Source organism: Psychrobacillus glaciei (assembly GCF_008973485.1).
Lineage (GTDB): Bacteria > Bacillota > Bacilli > Bacillales_A > Planococcaceae > Psychrobacillus > Psychrobacillus glaciei.
Genome location: NZ_CP031223.1, coordinates 1343588 through 1368197, shown reverse-complemented (window position 1 = coordinate 1368197; position 24610 = coordinate 1343588). Strand labels below are relative to the sequence as shown.

The window sequence follows — 24610 nt, the reverse complement described above, 5'->3', positions numbered from 1 at the left end:
TCTCCCTCCCTCTTATTCTTGAATACGCAATTGCTGTTTTGCAAACTCTCTATACATTTCATGTGATTGAAATAACGTATTATGCGTTCCACTACCTGTAATATGTCCTTTTTCCACAAATAAAATATTGTCTGCATCAACAACGGTAGAAAGACGGTGCGCTATCACAATTGTCGTTCTTCCTTTCATTAAATTATCTAATGCTTTTTGAACGAAAATTTCCGAATTACTATCGAGACTAGATGTCGCTTCATCGAGCATTAAAATTTGAGGATTACGTAATAATGCCCGTGCGATTGCAATTCGTTGTCTTTGGCCACCAGAAAGTTTGACTCCTCGTTCTCCTACTTCTGTATCAAACTTTTGTGGAAGCTCTTGAATAAATTGTTCTGCATAAGCCATTTCAGCAACCCTCTTAAGCTCCTCATCTTCTACTTTCCTTTCAATTCCATAACAAATGTTATCACGTATTGTCCCAGAAATGAGTGCACTTTCCTGAGCAACGTATCCGATATGACTTCTCCAGGAATGTAAAGAAAACGTATCAATTGGCGTATTTCCAAGCGTAATCGTTCCTTTTGTAGGTTGATAAAAACGTTCCAACAGTGAAAATGTAGTTGTCTTCCCTCCCCCACTTGGTCCAACAATGGCCGTTATTTTTCCTGGTTCGATGGTAAAATCAATGTCCGATAAAATTCGTTCTTCTCCATATGCAAAGTCTACATGATTTACATGAATGGATTCGTTTACGGACTCTAAATCATGGCCCTGATGAATATCTTCTTCTTCGTGTTCAAGTACTGCACTAATTCGTTCCGTTGCACCCATTGCTTTTTGCAACTGAGTAAAGAACATTGTTAGCTGAGTCATTGGAATAATAATTTGTATTAAATATAAAATAAATGCTACCATGTCACCAGCTGTAAGTTCTCCAGAAGAGACACGAACACCCCCATATCCTATTATCGTAACAAGTACGATCATCAGAACAAAAGAAATTAAAGGAGTAATGAGTGCATGTATTTTCGCTTCTTTTAAACCAAAATTGAACAGATTCGTAATGCCTTTCTTACCACGATTATATTCCAATTCTTCTGCATTGGATGCTTTGACTAAACGAGTTTCTGGTAATACTTGATTTAATATGGCAGTAAATTTTGCCGTCTCATCTTGCATTCCTTTTGAAATGACAAACATCCGTTTACCTAACAACATTAAAATAACCATAGCAATAGGAACGGCAATCAGCATGACTAATGTCATTTTCCAATCCAAAAATAATAGAATGGTTACGGAACCGATAATCGCAATAATACCCGTTAAACAGTTGGCAAGATGTTCAGTAATCAGTTCCTTCACAACTGCGGTATCATTCGTTACTCGACTTAGGGTCTCACCTGTATCATTATTATCATAATAGGCTATTGGTAAATGTAGTAGTTTTCTCCATAATCGATCTCTTAAACTCGCTACGACATGATGACCAACACGGTTTAATAAATAAATTGAAAGTCCACTCGCTATTGCTTGTGCAATAAATGCAATCACTAGTAAAATAATTTGCCAATAATCAAGTGATTCGATTGAAAAACCGTCCACTAATTGTTTGGTAAATAAAGGAACAACAAACCCTACTCCCGTTGTTGCAAAACTCATACAAAGCGCAATGATTAATAAAAGCTTTGGTGGTTCTGTATCTTTTATCAGTTGAAAAAACTGTCGCCAGTTCCCTTTTTTATTTTCGTTTATAGTTTCTTTCATCGTTCATTTTCCTCCTTGAGACGTTCTCTCCAAACTTACAATAATTACTATAACATTCCTTTATGAACTGAATATGAAATGAAATTCAAAAAGACATGCACATTATCTGCACATGTCTTTTAATTCCATATTGCTAATTATTTTTACGCTTCCTTCTAATTTCGTACCATTAATGACCTTAGCTAGATTTAGAATCATCAAAATCTTGTTCTAGTCGCTTAACAAAATCTTCCGCAGCACTATATCCTTGCTGCTTTAAATACCAGTTATTCGCTGCTGCTTCTATTAAACCAGCAACATCACGACCTGGCTGTAGTTGAATTTGAATATGCGGAATTTGAACACCAATATATTCGGTGAACTTCGATTCTAACTCTAGTTCATTATTCAATGCATTATGCTCCCATTTTGTCAGTTCAATATCGAGCGCAATTCGTGTTTCTTCTTGAAAAGCGGCTCTTCCGTATAGTCGAACGACATTTAAGAGGCCAATACTACGCAAAGCGAGAAATTCTTTATTTTTATCATTATGTGAGCCAAGGAGAGTTTGGGGACTTAATTTCTTTAAAACGACGATATCATCCGCCACCAGTCGATGACCCCGTCCGATCAACGTGTGAGCCGTTTCACTTTTTCCAACTCCAGACTTGCCACGCAAAAGAATACCAATCCCAGAGACATTAACACAAACACCGTGAATTGCACTTTCTGGTGCCATCGCCTTTACGACAAATGCATCCAACTTCTCACATACTTCACTCATCCTATCGTAAGTACGTAATACTGGAATTTTCTTTTCTACACAGTAGTCTATTAGTCCGAGCGGCTCTTCTTGATTTGATGTGATAACAATGCACGGAGGATCATATTGCACAATATTTCCGATGCGAAGTTTACATTCACCCTCTGTAAGTGTATGTAAATAATTTATTTCATTTTTCCCTAAAATCTGGACATATTCTGTCGCAATGAAATCGAATTTATCCATAAACTCTAGTCCAGGTCGACGTACTTTGGTTTTCTTTAATTCTCTCGCCAATTGGTCTTGTCCTGTTAACACCTCAAAAGAAAACCGACGGACAATATCTTCTACTGTAACTATTTTCATATTTATAAACACTCGCCTTCTCGAATTCACCATAAATTAGTTGTAATGCTACCGTAATTATGTGTTCTGCGCAAGTACCTATTATAAATTTTTAATAACGGTCTCCAGTCAATCGAACGGTTAAGCGATAACTGCTTCAAAGTGAAAAGAACAATGACTTCTTAGATGATTTATTCTAAAATAGTAAATTCAGTTGTAGGAATCAATTTCACAATTCAAATTTATAACATAAAACATGAACAACATTAAAGTGAAATGTAAGAATATGTTTCATATACTCTTCATAGATTAGCTTGATTTCCTCTATTGGCAGACGATTTCCGCAGGGTGAGCGATGAGCCATCACCGCCGGAGTCGTCGCCTGTCGCTCCAATCAATCAATAAATCAATAAATTAAGTATTGTTCGTTTTTTAATAATTAAGTGCTATTTATGAAATTAACTCGAAGTAATATTTAATAAAATTTACTCATCAGAGCTTAAAATTATTATATTATGTTGACATTATTCTACATAATCATACAATAGAATAAAGAAACTAGTAATTTTGAAACCTATTTGATGTTCAGAAAATAATTACTTTAGTATCAATTATTATTCTTCTTTATCATTTAATAGTAGTTTTAACACATTAATTTATTAGGAGATAGAACTATGACTAAAGATAATAGGAACAAGTCTATAAATTGGTTTAAAAGTGTCCGTTCTAATCAAAATCAGTTTTCTCAAACTAATCCTTATGAGGAAGTAAGCACGATTGCAATTGAAGAGAACGAGCTTATCAATGTAGATGAGCGTTATACAACCGATAAGTACATACTATCTAAAGAAAATCAGGACAAAGTATCACTGGATTTAATTGTTTCTTTAGAAAACATACTTCATGACCGACAACTAATTCTCTATAAAAATGATGGTCTTGAAGATCAATTATACATAGCAAGTGAAACAAATAATCGTATAAAGCAGGAGTTGGTTAAAAAAGAACAAATTATTCAAGACAACCATAAAGAAATCCATGTACTGGAAGCTAATTTAACAAATAAGCAAATGGTATACGAACAACTTCTTGAAGATTTTAAAGATTATCAAAATACTTCAAACAGCGATTTTGATAAAGTTTCAAATCAACTAGATAAACAAATCAATAAATATAATCTGCTTAAAGACGAATCGAACAATATTCAATATCAAAATATGTTAAATATAAGAGAACTCGAAGAAAAAATGAGAGAGATTGAGATAGAAAATAAAAAGTACGTAGAACAAAATGCGAAGATACTTGAAGAGAAATCAGAGTTGATGCAAACAATTAATGATTTTACAGAGAGAATGTCTTTTTCATTCTCTTCAAAAACTATGACTAACAAAGTATAATAATGGGTTTTCTTTTCACTAGTAGAGAAAGGAGACAACTATGTCTGTCTATCAAGGGAAACTGTTGGAACTACTATCAATCGATAGCACACCTAACCATTCCTTTTTGCGAATAAGAATATTATCTGAGGATGACATTGAATTTCTTTGGGAAATTGACTATGAAACAGCTGAAAATTTGAAGACAGTTACCGATCTTGGCGGCCTTCATAAATACAGATTATCCTTTCAAAGCGTAAGTGACTCCAATAGAAACAAATATACTAGTTTTATAACAAAGACGTATCGAGATCAAAGTAGTAAAGTTCATTTTTCTTGCTCAAAAGCTTTTGTAAATGGATTACATGCTTTAAAGTACAACGAAGAAATACCTCAGATAAAGAATTTACCTATCTCCCCTGGTAATCCAGATCCTCTTAATTTTTCAGAAAATGACGATGCAAGTTCTAATCGATTTAATCGAAAACTTTCTTGGAAAATTATTGCTTTGGTAAGTACTGTATTCATTATTATATTATGCACTTCTCTTCTTAAAAAGGGAGAAGCAACTGGAAAGGCAATAGTAATAGCTCAAGAAGAAAATCTACTTGCTATTAGCAATTACGAAGATGAAACTGAATCAGCAAATGACTTTGACCAAGAAGAAGTAATTTCTCCATTTGTCAAACTAGAAGATATGGTTACCTATAGTATTCCTAAGGGGAAAGTTGCCTTAACTTTCGATGATGGCCCTTCAAAATTTTCAAATAAGATTACAGATATATTAATGGAGAACCAAGTTGGCGGTACATTCTTCTTCATAGGAAGTAATGTGAAGAAACATCCTGATTCCGTTCAATATGTAAAATCACATGGTTATTCTATTGGCGGACATTCTATGACTCATCCAGATTTCACGAAAATTTCCTATCAAATGCAAAAAGATGAACTTATGCAAACTAATCAATTAATAGAAGAAATTACTCATGAAGAAGTGACCCTTTTTAGACCACCTTATGGCTCTAAAAACGAATTAACAATTGAGCTAATGAAAGAATCCCATAACAAGATAGTACTTTGGAATGCGGATACAGAAGATTGGAAAAACCAAGATGCTGATGAAATCTTTAAGTATATACAAGTAACTAAATCATCTGGATCTATTATCCTCCTTCATGAATCTCAAATAGTTGTAGACGTGCTGCCTAAGATAATTGAATACTTAAAGGATCAAGATTTAGAAATTGTAACTTTATATTAAAGAAATTCCATTTGTTATGAAGGAACAAATGGAATTTCTTTCGTTTTATTACTATTAGCTTATAGTCAACCGGTTTGAACTAGCATTTGACTTTTGGTAGCCATCATCAACTTTTCAAATTACCCTTCTGTTTGAACCGGATTATCTATTTTTGTCTTTGTTAAGTAGATAACTAATCCCAAAATTGTAATGAGAAAGATTAGACTAGTACCCATCGTACCCAGTCCAAGACCACCTGCATGGTGAGATTGTGACAAATAGTCTCCAAGAGAAGCTCCGAATGGTCGTGTTAAAACGTAAGCAATCCAGAAGGCCAACACTGCATTCATTTTAAAACGATAATAAGCAATAACTACTAAACCTATCAAAACAGCGAACATAATAGCTGAATTCAAGTAACCAATGTTAAGCCCCTCTGCTATAAGGTCACCGGCAGCTGTACCTAAAGCAAAGGTGAACAAGATAGCAACCCAGTAAAAGACTTCTCGCTTAGTCGAATGGATAGAGTGTATGGATAATGTCTTCTCACTCGCATACCAAAAAGCAAAGCTGATCAGAACCGCAATACTGAAAATGATGGTGGTTGTCACCAGCGGCACTCCTAAATTATCAACTAAATTATCGGAACCTAGCGTACCTACCACACTGATTAATACAACCGTTAACCAATATAAACTCGGTACGTACTTAGTAGCTTTGAACTGAAATGCCAAAGTGATGAGTAAAAGTGCTCCCATTATAAGGGTGGTGATAGTTAGACCTAAGTTAAACTTATCGTTCAAAAAGTCTGCTGCCGTCTCCCCCACGGTTGTTGCCATAATTTTAATAATCCAGAAATAGATTGTGATGATTACCGGAACTTTATTTAACATGTTTCTACCAGCTGATTGCGATTTCAGCATTTCCTCAGTGATAGATGAGCTTTTGCTATTAGTATCTTGCTTGTTTCTATACTGTCCCATTTATTAATCCTCCTCATTTTTTAATGCCATCCCTATAAGACAACTATAAAAAACAAAAATGAAAATTAAATGAAAAATTCGGTATTACTAAGAAAATATTCTTCAGAATAATTATTAACTGAGTTAATTTCATTAATAGCATTTATTTATTAAAACACGAACAATGTTAATATTATTGATTGGAGCGGCAGGCGGTGATGGCTCATCGATCCTCCCGCAGAAAGCGTCCGCCGATAGCGGAATCATGCTGATTTATGAAGAGCATATTATAAATATTCTCACATATTACTTTAATATTGTACTTGTTTAATGCTCTAACTTTGAATTATGAAATTGTTTCAACTACTAATTTTGATTTTTCGATAGTGGAATCATTATTGTAAACTCGCTTCCTTTATCCAATGAGCTAGAAACCTCTATAGTACCGTTTAATGATTCTACAATAGATTTACCAATTGGTAATCCAAGACCTGAACTTCCACTTTGACGTGAACGACTTTTATCCACCCGGTAAAAACGGTCAAATATCCGCTCTTGTTGTTCTATAGGAATGCCAATACCATTGTCACTAACAACAATATACAGCATCTCGCTTTGTTGATCAGACTTAAGTTCATAGTAGATACTTATCTTTCCATTGCTAGGCGTGTATTTCATTGCATTATCCATTAAGATATACAGCAATTGCTTTAATTTTTCCCTATCTGTCAATAGTCCGAGTGGGGTTAGAGTTTGTAAATCTAACTTTATCTTCTTCGTTTCTGACAAATGATGGAATGACCTTAAAATTTGTTGCATTAACTCTTGCAAATCAAAATGCTCAACAAACGACGATTGTTCCCCTGAATCTGAACGGATTAAAAATAATAAATTACTAACTAGTTGTGTAGTACTTCTAATCTCTTCCTTTAAATCAGATAAAATACTTTTAGAAAAAGCGGAAAACTTGTTTCCCTCTTCATATTCAATAACATCTAAACCAGATTTTACAACACTTAATGGAGTCCGTAACTCATGGGAAGCATCTGCTATGAACTCCGATTGTAGATGATATGTTTTTATAATCGGATCCATCGCCCGTTTTGTCATGACTCGTCCAACTACCAGGGCAATGACAAAAAAGATCAGTGAAATTCCAAGAAGGATAAATAAAAAGTGGATAAACATATTTCTTAAAAAAGTAATATCTTTTCCAATATAAATAGTTCCTTTTAGCTTATCATGTTCATAAACATTTTGTGAAACGATGAGTAAATAGACAGAGTCCTCTTTGGATATTTCCACCTCTTGATATTTAACTTCCATTTCAACTGGCTTCCAATTTTCTACTATTTTTAACAGGACCGTTCTCATTTGGGGTGAAAACTCATCAATAATTAGTAGTTCATTATTTGATTTTAGAAAATAAGTTAATAAAACACCTTGTGTATTATTATTAGTAGATTCTGTTCCGGTAGTATGATTTTGATCATTTGATAATTCTTCTCCATCTGTTTGCAACTCTTTTATCTCTTGTTTAGCTATATCAATCATCGTTACTTTTTGTTCATTGTACATGTTGATAAACAGAAATACGCTTATTACAATATTAAAAAGTAACAAGAATACAATTAGCATTCTACTGTTATATTGGGATAAATTTTTTTTCGTTGTAGAAAATACGTTTACATTATGTTTCAAACGAATATCCTACTCCTCTAATATTGCAAATGATTGTTTTTTTTCCTTCTTCGTCCACCTTTTTTCGAAGCAGTCTAATATAGGCATCTACTGAATTGCTTGTTACCTCTGCGTTATAACCCCAAATTCTATCGAGAATTACTTCACGGGTTAGAACCTTCCCTTTATTACGAATTAATAAGTCCAGTAATTGGAACTCTTTTGGAGTTAAAGATATTTCAACTCCATTACGATGTAAAGTATGTTTTATACGATCCATAGTAAGATTTCCAAAAATGACCACGTCCTCTTGTAAAGGAGCATAGTTTCTTCGAGAAAGAACACGTATTCTTGCAAAAAGCTCTTCAAATTCAAATGGCTTTGTTAAATAATCATCCGCACCCGAATCGAGACCCTTGACCCGATCCATTACATTGTCTTTTGCAGTTAAAATTAGGATCGCACCTGTATAACCATTTTGCCTTAACTTTTGGCAAACCGAAATCCCATCTAATTCTGGCAACATCCAATCTAAAATTAATACATCATAATGAGAATCTCTGGCATATTCAAACGCATCTCTTCCATTTGTATACCATTCCACGTTATATCCTTCTTTTCTTTTTAACATATGTTCGAGTAACTTACCTAAACGATGGTCGTCCTCCGCTAATAGGATTTTCATACATTGCCTCCTGCTTGTAGAATATTTTCCAACGAGCCATTCATTTGCTCTTGTTAAAGTACATTTAATATACACAAAAATTCGGAAAAAATACAGTTGATGGATGGCAACAATTACACCTTCTATACATCATTTACGATCCTTTATTATTTATGTTTACATGTGATTATCATTCTCATATACTTGTAAAGTAAAATTGAAAATTAGTGTCAATCCTATAGAGGTGAATGGAATGCTATTAACAGAAATACACAAAGGTGAAAGAGTTCGTATTACAAATACAGATCAGATGAATGAACTAGTTCAACGTCGTTTATTAGATTTAGGAATTATGCAAGGATCTGTCATTATGATTAAACGTATTTTACCGTTGGGAGGTCCGATTGCGATAGAAGCAAAAGGACAATTAATAGGAATTCGCCGTCGTGAAGCTAAGATGATTCGAGTGGAAAGCATATGATCACAGTTGCATTAGCCGGCAACCCAAACACTGGAAAAACTTCCTTATTCAACAAGCTTACGGGTTCTTATGAATATGTTGGAAACTGGACAGGTGTTACAGTTGAAAAAAAAGTCGGCATCTTAAAAAATAATCTTGGAAACTTAGTTGATTTACCAGGAGTATACTCACTTAATCCATTATCTAGAGACGAAGGAGTAGCTACTAACTATCTTCTTTATGATGATGTCTCAATAATATTAAACATTGTGGACGCTTCCCAATTAGAGCGCAATTTATATTTGACCTTACAACTTTTAGAATATGGAAAACCACTTACTATTGGGTTAAATATGATAGATGTTGCGAAAGCTAGGGGGATGGAAATCGACGTTCAGCTATTATCTGATCGTCTTGGTTGTCAGGTTGCCCCAATTATTGCACGTTCAGGTGCTGGTTGTGAAGAACTGGCTTCTATGCTTTCTTCATCAAATTCTCAACAACCACCACTTTATATTGATTACGGAAGAACTCTCGAAAAAGCGATTGAGCAAGTAATTACTTTGATTCCAACGAATCAAGAATTACCACCAAGCAGATGGTTAGCCATCCAATTTTTTGAAGGAAACAGCTTAGTTCGAGAGTTACTTACAAAATATATACCTGCTTCGACTTTGAATGATTTGTTTGAAATGACGAAAAGAGATATTCAGACAGAAACACAGGCAATCTCAATTGCTCACTATATCCGTGTAATTCGTGGCAACTACATTCAATCTTTATTAATTTGCTGTATGCTTCAGACGAAAAATAATGATTATACACTTACCGATCGAATTGATAATATTGTGACAAATAAAGTGCTCGGACTTCCTATCTTTTTGTTATTTACTTATCTCATCTTTAAACTAACGTTCGATTGGGCGGGAACACCACTTTCTGATGGTTTAGATTATATTATCACTGGACCACTTACAGACACGTTTAATAGTTTGCTTAACGCTGCAGGTGCAACTGAATTTATTCGTGCATTAATTCTACAAGGAATTGTAGCAGGTGTTGGAGGAGTTATTGTTTTTGTCCCGCAAATCTTTATGCTTTTCTTTCTCATTTCCTTTATTGAGGATTCAGGCTATATGGCGCGAGTAGCCATGGTTATGGATAAAATAATGGAGAGCATTGGACTAAATGGAAAAGCTTTTATTCCAATGATTATTGGGTTTGGATGCAATGTACCCGGTATTATGGCTGCAAGAACGATTGAACAACCAAAAGAAAGACTACTTACTATCATTCTAACACCACTAATGTCTTGTTCTGCCCGATTAACTGTATACAGTTTGTTTGTCGGTGCATTTTTTAAACATAACCAAGCATTAATTGTACTATCACTTTATTTACTTGGTATTATTCTAGCTTTAACACTAGCAAAGATTTTTTCATCTACCATTTTAAAACAAGCAAGCTCTTTTTTTGTAATTGAATTACCACCTTATCGAATCCCACAACTTAAGACTTTATTGCAAAGTACATGGGAAAAAGGAAAAGGTTTTATTCGCAAAGCTGGTACATTTATTTTTGGTGGGTCCGTTGTAATTTGGCTATTAACATATGCTGGTCCACACGGTTTGAATGTTCCAATGGATGAAAGTTTTCTTGCTCTAATTGGTGGAGCTATTGCACCAATTTTAAAACCGATTGGATTCGGTAACTGGCAAGCCGGAGCCGCATTATTAACTGGTTTTCTTGCAAAAGAAGTAGTCGTCTCCACTATGAATATTATTTACGTTGCTCCAGACATGCACACACTACAAGGCGTTATGGCTGACTTCTTTACACCACTTTCAGCTTATAGCTTTTTAGCGTTCATATTACTTTATGTTCCGTGCCTAGCAACTGTTGCAGCTATAAAAAAAGAAACAGGTTCAGCAAAATGGACATGGTTTTCTATTATTTACGCTTTAATCATTGCATATATTATTTCAATTATTATTTACCAAGGTGGTAAACTATTAGGATTCTAATTATCAGAAAGAAGGAATACGAAATGTTAGTTAGCATCATTCTTGGTGTGCTCATTTTCGGATATGCTGTCTTTACTCTTTACCGATTTGTCAAAAGAAGCAAAATGGGTAAATGTGCTGGTTGCGCATTAAGCGAGAAATGTTCTACTTCTTGTTCACCTAATAAGTAAAATAAAATCTGTTGATTATTCATCTTCTTCTTCTATTTAAAGAAACAAGACGATGGCTTACAATTATATATTTCAGGTCGCTTTTTAGATATATTACGTCGTAAGAAAGTTGCCGCTGGGATTTCCGCTGCAGGGCGGACGCTTTCCACCGGGTGAGCGATGAGCCTTCACCGCCGCTACGCGTTCGTTGTGAAGGCTCATTTGCCCACAGAGGGTCGAAGGCTAGAAGCGCCACATCGTGTGGCAACACCTTCGTGACCAACATCCTGTTGGCCTCCGGTAGGAGTCGCCGCCCTTTCGCTCCAATCCAGAAGAAACATATTAACTATTCAGTAGTATTGCGCAAAGTTATCCACTCTACTAATCCGGATATTATCACCCAATAAATAATGCGCAACATACGGAATATTTTCAATGGAGACATATAATTTAATGCAAAGTTAAGGCTTTATTAAGAGAAGTAGTGGCATTCTCCCCGTGATTTGAATCGTCCAACCATTTATTGGATTTTATTTTAGATAATATAGTTAAGATTAATAAGTGAATAGTAACACGGAATAGTTAGCAAATATGCTGGATTGCAGCGGCAGGTGGCGACTCCGAAGGGATTAGGGAGACAGATGAGACAGCACAAACGGCGCACATGCGACGGTGCTGGCTCATCGCTCCCCCCTCGGAAAGCCTCCACCTAGAGCGGAAATCCTGGCGGTCACTAAGACGCATTATATCTACGGTAAGACGGAAAACTAATCGTGCTTCACCCTAAATATATTAGTTGGAAAAAATATGATAATCAACAGTCGTGAAGTAAAATTTTAAAAAACCGAAACCCTATAATTGGGCTTCGGTTTTTTTATTTGCAATAATGCTTCTTTTTTCTGCATAGACAACAATATGAATACTTGCTTCATATAGCAAAACCATTGGTATGAGCACAATTAGCTGACTTACAAAATCTGGAGGTGTAATAAGTGCTGAAATAATTGCAATGGCAAGATAGGACCATTTCCTCACTTTTTTCATCGTAACTGCAGTTAACAACCCAATCGTAGCTAAAAAAAGCGCTACTATTGGCAATTCAAATATTATACCAATTGGCATTGTGGTCATAAGCAAAAATCGAACATATTCTTGCGCGGAAACCATAACTGTAAAATTCATAGCTCCAAGCGAGACAAGAAATTGGTAACTAAGTGGATTGACAATAAAGTATCCAAATGAAACTCCACCTATAAATAAGAGAAGCATAATCGGAGAAAAAAGACTGAGAAAACGACTTTCTCGCTCGTTTAAACCAGGCTTTACAAATTGCCATAAAAAATGACAAAGAAACGGCAAGGACAATCCAAATGCTAATGCCATTGAAATGGACATATAAAATTTAACAACTTCCAGTGGGCCAAGGATTATTAACTTATGACCACGCGTGACATAAGGGAACCATAAATTAATGGAAGCAAATACGGCTAAGAAAAATACTAGAAACACTGCAGTTCCTTTAATCAGCTGTTTTCTTAAATCCGAGAGATGCTCAACAATGGACGTGATGTTTTTAAAACCATTCGCCGGCATCTCTGATTCCAATACACTTTCAGCTTGAAAGTTGCTCTCTTTTATTACATCTTGATGGACGGCCTCTTTCTGTTCCTCTAGAACTTTATCAAGCGGACTTAAGATTTTGCGATTATGATCTCCGTACGGATCCATTTCATCACCTACTATCTATTCAATCTCTTTCTTCTCTATACTCTCGATGTTCTTTGTGACAGATTCTTCATCCATGATCTCCCGAGTTGATTTCTTAAATTCAGCAAGTGTTTTCCCAACAGCTGATCCAATTTCGGGTAGTTTCCTAGGACCAAACAAAATCAAGATAATAACTAGAATAATGATTAAACCCGGAATACCGATACTTGCTAAACTCATCTAAATGCCTCCATTTCTAATTAAACAAGCGAACCTCCACTTTTTCTGTACTTAACGATACCTTCCGCAGCACGATATGCAAGTGCTCCAACAGTTGCAGTTGGGTTATAGCCTCCATTATGTGCAAAGTTCCCAGCACCAACTACAAAAAGGTTTTCTGCATCCCAATGCTGTAAATAATTATTCACAACACTATTATCTGGATTAGCCCCCATAATAGTTCCACCAGTATTATGCGTCGATTGATATGGCACAATGTCGTAATTGGTGATTGGGCTTCCCGGTACAACCGTTTTTGCACCCATATCCTTCATAATTTCTGCCGTTCTTTTGTTAATATAATCATGAAGGTTACGATCTTGTTCAGTAAAATTGTAGGTCAACTGAAGAAGAGGCACTCCGTAAACGTCTTTATAACTAGAATCTAACGACATAAAGTTTTCTTTATGTGGCATCGATGCACCTTGTCCAAAAACAGATAAGGTTCTAGAATAATTTTCAATGGATGATTTTTTAAATTCTGCACCCCATACCGGAACGTCTGGAGGAATTGGATTCGTTAATATTGGCCTACTTCCAGATTGCGTAATAGTTATACTCGCTCCGTGAATAAAATCAAGTTTAGAGTGATCGAAGTTATCACCGTTAAAATCGTCAATTGTCATTCCCAAAGCACCAGCACCCATAAACACATTCATCTGTTCATCAAAAAATCCAGAAGTACCTGGTTCAATTTGATACCCATAATTTTTCCCAAGTGTCCCTTTGCCAGTGTCAGGATTATATTGCTCTCCTATTTTCGAAACCATCAATAACTTAGCGTTATTCAAGACATAACTAGTTAATACAACCACATCTGCAGGTTGAATAAATTCCTCACCTGTTTGTGTATCTATATATTTTACACCTGTTACTTTACCACCAGATTTCAATATTTCAGTGACATTCGCATGGAATTGAACATCATAATTACCCGTTTTCATAGCGGTTGGTACAACCGTAATTTCAGGAGATGTCTTTGCACCATACTCGCAACCAAATCGTTCGCAAAAACCACAATATTGGCATTGAGCGATCGATTCACCATCAGGATTTACGTAAGCCTCCGATAAGTTTGCGGAAGGTACCATAAAAGGATGATAACCAAGTTTTGTGGTTGATGTCTCAAACTTTTTTAAAATCGGTGTTCTCTTCATTGGAGGTGTTGGATAACCAGACGACCGTTTTCCCCCAAATGGATTTTTATCATCACCCGATAATCCAGCCGTCTTTTCGAATTTATCGAAATAAGGTTCCAATTCGTCATAAGTTATCCCCCAATCCTGTATGAGATATTCTGGAGGTAACTTATTCTTTCCATATTTCTTTTCTGTTTCCGTTTTAATTTGAAAATCATAAGGAAGGAAACGATAGGTCATTCCATTCCAATGCGTACCTGATCCACCTAACCCTTCGCCTAAAAGAAAAGAACCCATTTGTCTCATCGGAAGTGCTCTTTGTTTCCGAGTGTTTCTAAACGTAACTGTCTCTTTAGATAAATCCTGCATCAAATCATATCGAATTGCATAACGATACTCATCGTGTACCAGCAGAAAATCTTCCGTTCCTCTTTTCTTTCCTCTTTCAAGACCCAGTACTTTCATTCCAGCCTTTGCGCATTCGGCGCCAATGATACCTCCAGCCCATCCGACCCCAACTGTAACGACATCCACTTTGTTTAATGTCTTTGCCATTCATGTTTCCCTCCTTAGTGCTGCATGCTACTAATCGATTTTGGTTCAATTTTTTGATACTTCTCATCTTCAATTACATTAATATAGGCCATTTGATGACCCGGAAACCCTTTCATACGCCATCCGTCCATATTGACATTGCCGTTATATATTGGATCTGAATAAGCGCCTTCTAGCGTTGCTGTACGAAGTAATTTAAAGAAAAACTCCGATGCAACACCTTTCATATCTATTTCATTTTTCTGGAAAGCAGTTAATATCTCATCCATTTGCTTTCCTTCCAATTCTGCAAACCCTTTTTTAAATCGTTTTTGTGCTTCTTCATCCATTTTTGCAATTCCATGTCTAAATATCTCTGCACGCGTTAATCTACTCTGGTAGCCCTGCGTAGATTCACCAGCAAAAAATGGACCTTGCATGTATTCCTTTGCATTGCTTCCGTAATTTCCAGCTAACTGGTTGTCAATGAAGTACGGCACCCCTAAACCAAGAGCACCTGGACCTAAATCATCTTCAGGAAAAATTCGTTCAACTGCCTGTGAAAGTACATGGAATTCGTTTTGATTTGTGAAAAACATTAATCCACGGTTAATGTCTTGTGTTGCAGCGTTTCCACCACCATGCGTCTCAGTATGTTCAACTTTCCCTCCTGTTTTGTTGACGTTGTATCCGACAAGGCCACCAATAATTCCACCACCTACAAGGGCACCTGTTGCAATACCTGTTGTCTTTAGAAAGTCACGCCGTGATAAACCATTATTATCTGCCATATTCATTCCTCCTTTAGTAGGTAATCCCATCTAAACCAAGCATGTTCTTATTTTATTTTTTTTATTCAATAAAACTAAATGTCCAGAACAACAATTTCTTTAAATAGCTGAATATGCATTAGCATTTTGAATTCATTTGATAAGAAAGATTCATTTTACTGGTGTATTAGTTCAATGTAAGATGAATTTAGTAACAGATAAAGAAATGGGGATATTGCATATGAGAGAAATTCGGGTTTATCATGTAGATGCTTTTACTACGAAGAAATTTGGAGGAAACACAGCTGGAGTTGTATTAGATGCAGAAAAATTGTCAGAAGTTGAAATGCAAAGTATTGCGAAAGAGTTAAATTTACCAGAGTCGGTGTTTTTATTGCCATCAGACAGAGAAAATGTTGATTATAAAGTGAAATTTTTCACTCCTGCTGAAGAAGTCAATTTCTGTGGTCATGCAACTGTCGGCTTGACATGGTTACTAGCAACTGAGTTTGGACTAGCAGAGAAGAAAGAAGGTATTGTACTAGAAACGAATGTAGGATTAGTTCCAGTTAATTGGCATAAAGAAGATGGAAAAATAGAATTAGTAGAAATGACACAAGTACCACCTAAAATGCAGGAGATTGAAATCAACCTTGAAGAGCTTAGTGAATTAATCGGTGTCAAAGAAGAAAGTATTGATCTAACATATCCAATAAAGCTATCTAACACAGGAAACTGGCATTTGCTTGTTCCAATAAAAGAGCAAAAGTCAATCGACGAAGCAACACCAAACCTTGCAGCTCTTGGGAAGCATAATAAAAAACATAATATTAGCACCACACATCTGTATGCTTTTAATGCTGAGAAAGACTTTGATCTTTATACAAGAGATTTTGCACCAGGTATTGGCATACCAGAGGATCCTGTAACTGGTGCTGCAAATGGAGCATTGGCTGGTTTTCTTTACTTAGAAAACTTCCTTTCAAAAACGGAGACGACTCATCTAATGATTGCCCAAGGAGATGCAGTCGGTAGACCAGGAACTCTATATGTGACGGTTACACCTAATGGTTTAAAACCTGTTATAAAAGTAGCTGGTTCTGCAACAGTTACAATTAGAGGAATTTTAACTATCTAAATTAGAAAAACCGGGCAAAAAGATGCCCGGTCCTTTTAACAAAAGTAACCATAGAAATAGCCTTGATTTCCGCTACGGCAGACGCTTTTCGCGGGCATGGCTTCAATCTCCTCGTCGCTACACTCCTGCGGGGCTTTCAGCTCACGCTTTTCCCGCAGAAGTCGCCGCCTCCGCTCCAATCAACTAGTATGTATTGGGCAAATTATAATTACTTCGTAAGATAGATGACATTTATAATCTATGAACATTAGATAGAGAACTACATTTTATCAGATGTTCAAAATTTTAAAAAGCAATAGCATCTCTTATTCAACTAAGATTACAGGATTGATAATCACTACGTTTACTTAAACTAATTTTATCCTTTTAGAGCCAGCTTGGCTAAATCTTCTTGTTAGATACTACTCACTTAATGGATTGGGCGACTCCAGCGGAAGGCCAACAGGATGTTGGTCACGAAGGCGTTGCCACACGATGTGGCGCTCTTAGCCTTCGTTCCTCGGAGACAGATGTGCCATCGCAAACGACGCGAATGCGCGTCCCCGCGGAACGCGTCCACCTGAAACGAAAATCCGCAGTATGATATAATTCTTTAAAGTACTATGAACGCTGGTTTCGCAGGACGATAAACCATATACTTTCTTATCTTTTAAGAAAAACTCTAGAGTCCTTTAAGTGCTCTTGTCTTCTCTATCCCAGAGTGCTTTGGACGAATCATCGCTACACTATTACCTGTTTTTTTTTTGTGGATTGTGAAGTGACTGCGTCACTTCACGATCCATTTTTTTCAGTAATCTTGTGGCGGATGTTTGTCCGTCGCCTCTTGGAATATGTAGAGACAAGGTGCGTAAGGTTTGTTTAAGGAGAGATTAGATACTTTCCTATTCTTTTAAAAGCGGACGAAGATGCAATTTCGTCCGCTCAGCGCTTCTTTATACATGGATGCTATCTATTTTTCTCTAGTACCATCTACTCTAATCATACACACACTTATTCATGTATACTGTGGACGGTAAAAGTAAAAACATATAGGAAATCCTTCTTAAAGTAGTTACCATTAAAAAGCACTTCAAGTCGTTGTGAATACTGGATTTCTATTATATCAAATTCGTATACATTCTCTATGCTAGGACCATTTCAAATGGTCATCAGTTTAAGCTTTTTCATATTGTAATAATTCTTTCGCAATCCCGATAAACTTTTTTACTGAAGGGGATGCATCTTTCATTGACTTAATCGCTATGCCTATTTCACGAAACAAATTAGGTTCTATTGGAATAATTTTTGTGTTAGATATGCTTTTTGGTAACACCATCTCAGGAATAATGGTAATTCCAAGCTCTTCTTGAACCATCGAAATAATTGTATTATTTTCTTTTATTTCAAAGATTATATTAGGTTGTATATTATTTTTTCTAAATAGATTCTTTATTAAAATTTCACAACCCGCTTTTGGCATAATAAATGGTTGTTCGTGAATGGATTGAACATTAATTACTTTATGTATACTGAGTGGATGATTGTCAGGCACTAAAGCAAATAATTGATCCTCAAACAATGGAATTGTTTCGAATTCGGTAAATGGAAGTGTAAGAAAACCTACATCGATTGTTCCAGAAGTAAGCCATCCTTTTATTTCATCATAACCTCCCTCGTATAATTCTATTTGGATACCTGGATATATTGTACGAAACTTGCTAATGAGAAATGGAAGCATCTTGGAAGAAAAGCTTGGGAAACTGCCAATTTTAATGCATCCTACCTCGATCCCTTGAATAAGCGCTGCTTCCTGCTCCAGCAATCTACCATAATGAATGATTTGCCGTATATGTGACACAACTCTTGATCCCGCATTGGTTAGTGAAGTTCCATTTCGATTGCGATGTAATAATATAATACCGAGTTCTGTTTCAAGTGTAGATATATTATGGCTTACACCTGATTGGGACAACCCTAGTTTTTCACCCGCTTTTGTAAAACTACCACTTTCTACAACCTCGATAAAAACCTCATATTGGAATATCGACAACACATGCCCTCCTTTTATTTCCGCTGTTTATTTTCTATTATTTCTACAAACTTTGTGGCAGCCGGAGATAGTGACACACTTTTTAAGAAACAAACACCTATATTTCTTTTCGGTATTTCTTCTTCTAGTTGTATTTCAAATAGTATTCCTTTATCTAAATATTCTAGAGAGAATTCTTTTGTCACACATGCTACTCCCAAGTTTATTTTTGCAAACTCTAGCAATAAGTCATGCGAGCCTAGTTCAAATTCTGGGGAAACTTGTATGCCTTTAGATAGTAAATAATTCTCTACATAATTTCTCGAAACTGATTTTGGTTCTAATAATATTAAAGGATGATTTACTAATTCTTCTAGGTTTGTTGATGTTGATAATAATTCCTTATATTTTTCCCCACAAACAAAAATATCATGAACTTCGTTACATGGAATGAGTTCTAGTGTGGAGTCATCAATTGGGAAATTGCAAATTGCAATATCGACCCTGCCTGATTTTAATATAGAACATAGCTCTAATGTTGTACCATTTACAATCTTAAATTTTATATTTGGATATTTATTATGAAAAGCTTCTAAATACGGAAGTAAAAAGTATCTTGAAATGGTATCACCTACCCCGATATTTAATTCGCCTGTCGTTAAATTCTTAAATTCCAAAATCTTTTCTTCTCCAACGTGGATTAAATTGAGTGCTGAATTAGCATACTCAAATAGAAGTGTCCCTTCATTTGTCAAAGATACCCCTTTAGGCGTTCTATTAAAAAGGCGAATATCCAGTTCTCTTTCTAGTTGCATGATTGCTTGGCTTACAGCAGGTTGTGTCATATAAAGCTCTTTTGCCGCTTTAGAAAAACTTTCACTTTTACCTACTTTACAAAATACTTTATATAAGTCTAATTTGCTAATCATATAAGTCTCCCTTATACCTACCATTACATATATTCATTTTACTTATACCACTAAAACAATGTATAGTACAAGTAGTTACGAAATATAAATAAACTTTAAAGCTTGTAAGGAGCGATTATTTTGGAAAGAGTAGTTGGAACAGTTGTAAGAGGTCTTCGTTGTCCTATTATCAATCAAGGAGACAAAATTGAAGAAATCGTAGTAGATAGCGTATTAAAAGCAGCAGAAGTAGAAGGTTTCCATTTTCAAGATAAAGATATCGTTACGGTAACTGAGTCAATCGTTGCTCGTGCGCAAGGAAATTACGCTACAATCGATCATATTGCGAAAGACGTACAATCGAAATTTGGAGAAGATACAATTGGTGTCATTTTCCCTATTTTAAGTCGTAACCGCTTTGCAATTTGTCTACGTGGTATTGCAAAAGGCGCTAAAAAAGTTGTTTTAATGCTTAGCTACCCATCTGATGAAGTTGGAAATCACTTAGTGGATTTAGATATGCTTGATGAAAAAGGAGTTAATCCTTGGACAGATGTGTTAACAGAAAAACAATTCCGTGACCATTTTGGATACAATAAACATCCATTCACTGGCGTTGACTATATCGATTATTACAAATCATTGATTGAAGAATATGGCGTGGAATGTGAAGTTATATTCTCCAATAATCCAAAAACTATTTTAGATTATACAAAAAACGTTCTTACATGTGATATACATACAAGATTCAGAACGAAGAGAATATTAAAAGCAAATGGTGGAGAGAAAATCTACAGCCTTGATAACATTTTATCCGAGTCTATTGATGGCAGTGGATGTAATGAAGCATATGGTCTGTTAGGTTCCAACAAATCAACTGAAGATAGTGTGAAACTTTTCCCACGTGATTGTCAACCTATCGTTGATAATATTCAGCAAATCCTAAAAGAAAAAACAGGAAAAAATGTAGAAGTCATGATTTATGGGGATGGAGCATTCAAAGATCCTGTAGGTAAAATTTGGGAACTTGCAGACCCAGTAGTTTCACCTGCTTACACAGCTGGTCTTGATGGCACACCAAATGAAATTAAATTAAAATATCTTGCTGATAATAATTTTGCTCATTTAAGAGGAGAAGAACTTCAACAAGCTGTTTCAGAATACATTACAAATAAAAATGAAGATCTAGTTGGAGCTATGGAAGCACAAGGGACAACACCTAGAAAGCTTACAGATCTAATTGGCTCTCTATCTGATTTAACATCAGGAAGCGGAGATAAAGGTACTCCTATAATCTTTATTCAAGGTTATTTTGATAACTATACGAAATAATATGAAATAGTAAATAAGCAATGCTCGTTTATACGAGCATTGCTTATTTATATTAGAATTTCATTCATTTTCTTCTAGCGTCTTTCTGTTTGGGCTAATACAAGTTCAATAAATTTTTGGTTTTCTTCAAACAAAGGAGAGTGAGCTGATCGTTCAAACCAAACCCAATCTTTTTCTGCCGCTTTGAGTCTGTCAAACCAAATTTTTGTTAGTTCAGCTGGTGTAGCTAAATCATGTCTACCCATCATCAGCGTAATTGGCACTTTTACAAATCGTATCATTTCACTTAAATCTAAGCTTCTTACTTCATCCATAAGGTTTTTATTGCTAAAATATTGCCCTCTAATGAAACGAATCATATCCCAAAATGTATATTCACTGCTTTTGAACATTTTTTTCACAAACGTTTTCAAAAGAACTCCATCACGAGAAATTCCACTTTTAAATACTTCTAAATATTTTTGGTAAATCCGATTATTTTTGAAACTGCTCCAAGGAGGCTTTCCCATCTCTGTTAACTGGGTAATCGCTTTTTGATGGTTGTGTTTCCTAGCTTTTTCTAATATCAATCGATAAGAAAGTTCTTCTATTTTACTCATATTTAATACTTGGGAAACACCAAAATAGTGATGATATAATTCAGGATGGTCGTTTATCGCGAGTAATCCTAAAATGGTACCCCACGAATGCCCTACTAAATATATTTTATCTTGCAGAAATTCATTTCTTAAATAGTTGGTTAATTCGATCGTATCTTTTAGGAATTGTTCAATTGTCATGGTTTCTTTTGTGACTTGTTTTGTATAGGACAACCCTGCTCCTCTTTGATCCCAGTTGACAACAACGAAATGTTTTTCTAATTCCTTCTGGTAATCACCTATAAGCGCCATCTGACTTGTTCCTGGTCCCCCATGTAAAAAGAGCAAGACAGGCATTCTTTTGTCTTCTCCTCTAACGGTAATCCATTGCTGCACTCCACCTATTGTAATTGCTTTAAGTTTAGCAATGCTATTTTCATTTTGAATGAGGGCTGTTTTACGTGTAAACATGCGAATTCCCCTTTACTATTTCGAAGCTAGCTACTAATTCCCCGAATTTTATTTGAACAAGGAACGAGTGTTTATTAATAGCATACAACTTCATCTTGTTAAAGAGTAGGATTCTCCCTTTGTTAGTTTTAATATACATTCCTTCGTGTCTAAGGGAAGAAGTTTGAACCTAACTATTTAAAAATGACCTAGGATACAACACTTCTTCCATCGTTAAAAAAAGAGGAGAAACATCCCCATTACGAATAACGTTTCTTCTCCAATATTTAGATGCATCTCTTTAAACAAAGAATGATGTGTACTGACTAGGTTGCCATTTTTTTCAACTGAACATAAAAAGTACTACCGTCACCCAACTCACTTTCTACCCAAACTCTTCCTTTGTGTAGCTGAACTATATTTTTCACAATAGATAAACCTAGACCCGTTCCAGAGGTTGAACGAGATTTATCTGCTTTGTAAAATCGGTCAAATATTATTTCCTGCTCACTTTCAGCGATTCCTATACCGTTATCCGAAATGGAAGCAAGGATAAAATCATCCCTTACTTTTAACTTAACAGATATCGTTCCCGCATTCGCTGTAAATTTTATGGCATTAACCATAAGATTAATCCAGACTTGTTGTAATAACTCTTCATTGCCTATAAAGCTAACTTCTTCTAAGTCTACTTCTAGCTCTATATTTTTGTGATCCCATTGCTCTTGCAAAAGCAACAAAACCGTACGTATCTGCTCATCAAGTGAAAAGCTGCCTTTTTGGAGGATATTGACTTGATGATCAAGCTCTGTTAATAGAAGCAGGTTGGTAGAAAGTTTGGAAAGCCGTTCACTTTCAGCAATGATAATATCAAGATATTCCTCCCGTAGTTCCTCTGAAGTCTGCTTATCCTTTAAAAGTTTTCCAAAACCATGGATCGATGTAATAGGTGTTTTGAACTCATGTGAAACAGAGGATACAAACTCCTTATGCAAATATTCGTTTGCCTTTAACTCTTTTGCCATGATGTTAAAATTCCTTGCAAGCTCTGTAACTTCGTCATTACCTTTTTCCTTAATACGAATATCAAAATGCCCATTTGCTACTTCAATGGAAGCCTTTGTTATCGCTTTTATTGGTTTAACAATCATTGACACCGCCAATAAAGTAAGCAAAGAACCAAGCAAAATAGTTGTTAGTAAATACGTTTTTGCTGTGTTTCTAAATTTATCAATTTGATTATTCTCCATATTCGGAAGAACAACAAGATAGTGCTCATTCAGATAGACAGCGGAAAAAGGCCAAGCTGCTTTGCCCGTCAATTCGCCGGATATTATTTTGCCATCTTTTAAATCAGCGGAAACACTTGAAAGAGAAGTAAGCCTTTTATCACTTAATAGTTTTTCAATGTTATTAAATACAAGGATGTTCGAATCACCTTTAAAATAACTAACCGCCTCATTAATAGGTGTTTTTTTATTAATTACTAGTTTTTGAATCGTTTTTGTTCGATCGATAAGTTGATTTTGAACATCCGCTTTTATACTCCCCAAATGTATGGTTGTAATAATGCCAAAGGATAGAGTAGATGAAAAGAATAATACGCCTACAAATATTAGGACAAATCGTACATAAATTGAATGAAGAAGTTTGTTCTTTCTCATCTTTTTTTCTCCACCTTGTAGCCTAATCCTCGGACTGTAACTATTTCAAATTCTTTCATTTCCGCTAATTTCTCTCGAATCCGTTTAATATGGACATCTACTGTCCGTATATCACTTTGTGTATCAAATCCCCATATTTCATCCATCAGCTGTTGTCGGGTAAATATCTTTTTAGGCTGGGATAACAATTTGTAAAGTAATTGGAATTCCTTTTTAGGTAATTCAAAAGTAGCATCCTTTGCCACAACGGTGTATTGTTCATAATGAAGAACTATATCACCATATTCCAACTTCTTATCATTGGCAATCTTTGCTCTTCGTAAAAGTGCAGACACACGAAGCACTAATTCTTCCATATCAATTGGTTTAACTAGATAATCATCGGCACCTGAATAGAAACCATTTTTTTTATCCTTAAAGCTTTCCAATGCCGTTATCATTAATATCGGAAGATCGAAACCTGAATTACGAAGAGCAACTGTCAATTCCAATCCGTCGATACTTGGCATCATGATATCTGTTATTAGCAAATCAATATGATGTTTATCTAACAATTTAAGGGCACTTGACCCATCCTCTGCATCGAACACATTATAGCCAGCCTTTAATAGGTACTCACGGATTAGTCTTCTAATATTCCGATCATCTTCCGTTACTAATATATTTATCAAGGAATCACCACCTATTCCTTTTATTATAA

Annotated in this window: 21 protein-coding genes; 7 read left to right on the top strand and 14 right to left on the bottom strand. The window is 35.4% G+C overall.

Annotated features, from left to right (window positions below):
• Positions 1-12: 12 nt before the first annotated feature.
• Complete coding sequence (locus PB01_RS06075) at positions 13-1761, bottom strand: ABC transporter ATP-binding protein (RefSeq protein ID WP_151699374.1); 1749 nt, start codon at positions 1759-1761, stop codon at positions 13-15.
• Between the two features lie 178 nt (positions 1762-1939).
• Positions 1940-2869, bottom strand: a complete 930-nt coding sequence (gene hprK, locus PB01_RS06070) for an HPr(Ser) kinase/phosphatase (RefSeq protein WP_151699373.1) — start codon at positions 2867-2869, stop codon at positions 1940-1942.
• Positions 2870-3522: 653 nt separating this feature from the next.
• Between hprK and PB01_RS06065 the strand changes: the two genes are divergently transcribed.
• Both PB01_RS06065 and PB01_RS06060 read left to right on the top strand, forming a co-directional pair.
• Positions 3523-4245, top strand: coding sequence for a hypothetical protein (locus PB01_RS06065; protein WP_151699372.1), 723 nt, complete (start codon positions 3523-3525; stop codon positions 4243-4245).
• Between the two features lie 40 nt (positions 4246-4285).
• Positions 4286-5485, top strand: coding sequence for a polysaccharide deacetylase family protein (locus PB01_RS06060; RefSeq protein WP_151699371.1), 1200 nt, complete (start codon positions 4286-4288; stop codon positions 5483-5485).
• 119 nt (positions 5486-5604) lie between these two features.
• Here the strand turns inward: PB01_RS06060 and PB01_RS06055 are convergent, their stop codons facing one another.
• The 3 genes from PB01_RS06055 to PB01_RS06045 all read right to left on the bottom strand — a co-directional run bounded on the left by PB01_RS06055 (position 5605) and on the right by PB01_RS06045 (position 8791).
• A complete protein-coding gene (locus PB01_RS06055) occupies positions 5605-6387 on the bottom strand; it encodes a COG4705 family protein (RefSeq protein ID WP_225986256.1) in 783 nt (260 codons plus the stop codon).
• Between the two features lie 405 nt (positions 6388-6792).
• Complete coding sequence (locus PB01_RS06050) at positions 6793-8127, bottom strand: sensor histidine kinase (protein WP_151699369.1); 1335 nt, start codon at positions 8125-8127, stop codon at positions 6793-6795.
• On the bottom strand, positions 8117-8791 hold the full coding sequence (locus PB01_RS06045; RefSeq protein ID WP_151699368.1) for a response regulator transcription factor: 675 nt from the start codon (positions 8789-8791) through the stop codon (positions 8117-8119). Before PB01_RS06045 ends, PB01_RS06050 begins: the two co-directional genes overlap by 11 nt.
• 232 nt (positions 8792-9023) lie before the next feature.
• Between PB01_RS06045 and PB01_RS06040 the strand changes: the two genes are divergently transcribed.
• The 3 genes from PB01_RS06040 to PB01_RS06030 are packed head-to-tail and all read left to right on the top strand — an operon-like array spanning position 9024 to position 11424.
• Positions 9024-9251, top strand: coding sequence for a FeoA family protein (locus PB01_RS06040; RefSeq protein WP_151699367.1), 228 nt, complete (start codon positions 9024-9026; stop codon positions 9249-9251).
• Positions 9248-11254 carry a ferrous iron transport protein B gene (feoB, locus tag PB01_RS06035; protein WP_151699366.1) on the top strand — a complete coding sequence of 669 codons (2007 nt, stop codon included), beginning with the start codon at positions 9248-9250 and terminating at the stop codon, positions 11252-11254. Before PB01_RS06040 ends, feoB begins: the two co-directional genes overlap by 4 nt.
• Positions 11255-11277: 23 nt before the next feature.
• Entirely contained in the window at positions 11278-11424 is a 147-nt protein-coding gene (locus PB01_RS06030; protein ID WP_151699365.1) for a FeoB-associated Cys-rich membrane protein, read from the top strand.
• An 831-nt stretch (positions 11425-12255) separates the two neighbouring features.
• Here the strand turns inward: PB01_RS06030 and tatC are convergent.
• The 4 genes from tatC to PB01_RS06010 are packed head-to-tail and all read right to left on the bottom strand — an operon-like array spanning position 12256 to position 15853.
• Positions 12256-13131: a twin-arginine translocase subunit TatC gene (gene tatC / locus PB01_RS06025; protein ID WP_151699364.1), complete on the bottom strand. Its 876-nt coding sequence runs from the start codon at positions 13129-13131 to the stop codon at positions 12256-12258.
• A 15-nt stretch (positions 13132-13146) separates the two neighbouring features.
• A complete protein-coding gene (tatA, locus tag PB01_RS06020) occupies positions 13147-13350 on the bottom strand; it encodes a twin-arginine translocase TatA/TatE family subunit (RefSeq protein WP_151699363.1) in 204 nt (67 codons plus the stop codon).
• A 20-nt stretch (positions 13351-13370) separates the two neighbouring features.
• Entirely contained in the window at positions 13371-15083 is a 1713-nt protein-coding gene (locus PB01_RS06015; protein ID WP_151699362.1) for a GMC family oxidoreductase, read from the bottom strand.
• A gap of 14 nt (positions 15084-15097) precedes the next feature.
• Complete coding sequence (locus PB01_RS06010; RefSeq protein WP_151699361.1) at positions 15098-15853, bottom strand: gluconate 2-dehydrogenase subunit 3 family protein; 756 nt, start codon at positions 15851-15853, stop codon at positions 15098-15100.
• Positions 15854-16073: 220 nt separating this feature from the next.
• Here PB01_RS06010 and PB01_RS06005 point away from each other — a divergent pair, with 220 nt between their 5' ends.
• On the top strand, positions 16074-16970 hold the full coding sequence (locus PB01_RS06005) for a PhzF family phenazine biosynthesis protein (RefSeq protein WP_151701984.1): 897 nt from the start codon (positions 16074-16076) through the stop codon (positions 16968-16970).
• Positions 16971-18123: 1153 nt separating this feature from the next.
• Here PB01_RS06005 and PB01_RS06000 read toward each other — a convergent pair.
• Positions 18124-18999 (bottom strand): LysR family transcriptional regulator, encoded by an 876-nt coding sequence (locus PB01_RS06000; RefSeq protein ID WP_225986182.1) that lies wholly within the window; start codon positions 18997-18999, stop codon positions 18124-18126.
• Positions 19000-19013: 14 nt separating this feature from the next.
• Entirely contained in the window at positions 19014-19907 is an 894-nt protein-coding gene (locus PB01_RS05995) for a LysR family transcriptional regulator (RefSeq protein ID WP_151699360.1), read from the bottom strand.
• Positions 19908-20027: 120 nt separating this feature from the next.
• Here PB01_RS05995 and PB01_RS05990 point away from each other — a divergent pair, with 120 nt between their 5' ends.
• A complete protein-coding gene (locus PB01_RS05990) occupies positions 20028-21218 on the top strand; it encodes a coenzyme F420-0:L-glutamate ligase (RefSeq protein ID WP_151699359.1) in 1191 nt (396 codons plus the stop codon).
• A gap of 74 nt (positions 21219-21292) precedes the next feature.
• On the opposite strand, the gene PB01_RS05985 is transcribed toward PB01_RS05990, so the two are convergent.
• The 3 genes from PB01_RS05985 to PB01_RS05975 all read right to left on the bottom strand — a co-directional run bounded on the left by PB01_RS05985 (position 21293) and on the right by PB01_RS05975 (position 24581).
• Positions 21293-22267, bottom strand: a complete 975-nt coding sequence (locus PB01_RS05985) for an alpha/beta fold hydrolase (RefSeq protein WP_151699358.1) — start codon at positions 22265-22267, stop codon at positions 21293-21295.
• A 305-nt stretch (positions 22268-22572) separates the two neighbouring features.
• A complete protein-coding gene (locus PB01_RS05980) occupies positions 22573-23910 on the bottom strand; it encodes a HAMP domain-containing sensor histidine kinase (RefSeq protein WP_151699357.1) in 1338 nt (445 codons plus the stop codon).
• Entirely contained in the window at positions 23907-24581 is a 675-nt protein-coding gene (locus tag PB01_RS05975; protein ID WP_151699356.1) for a response regulator transcription factor, read from the bottom strand. The genes PB01_RS05980 and PB01_RS05975 overlap by 4 nt, the downstream gene beginning before the upstream one ends.
• Between the last annotated feature and the right edge of the window lie 29 nt (positions 24582-24610).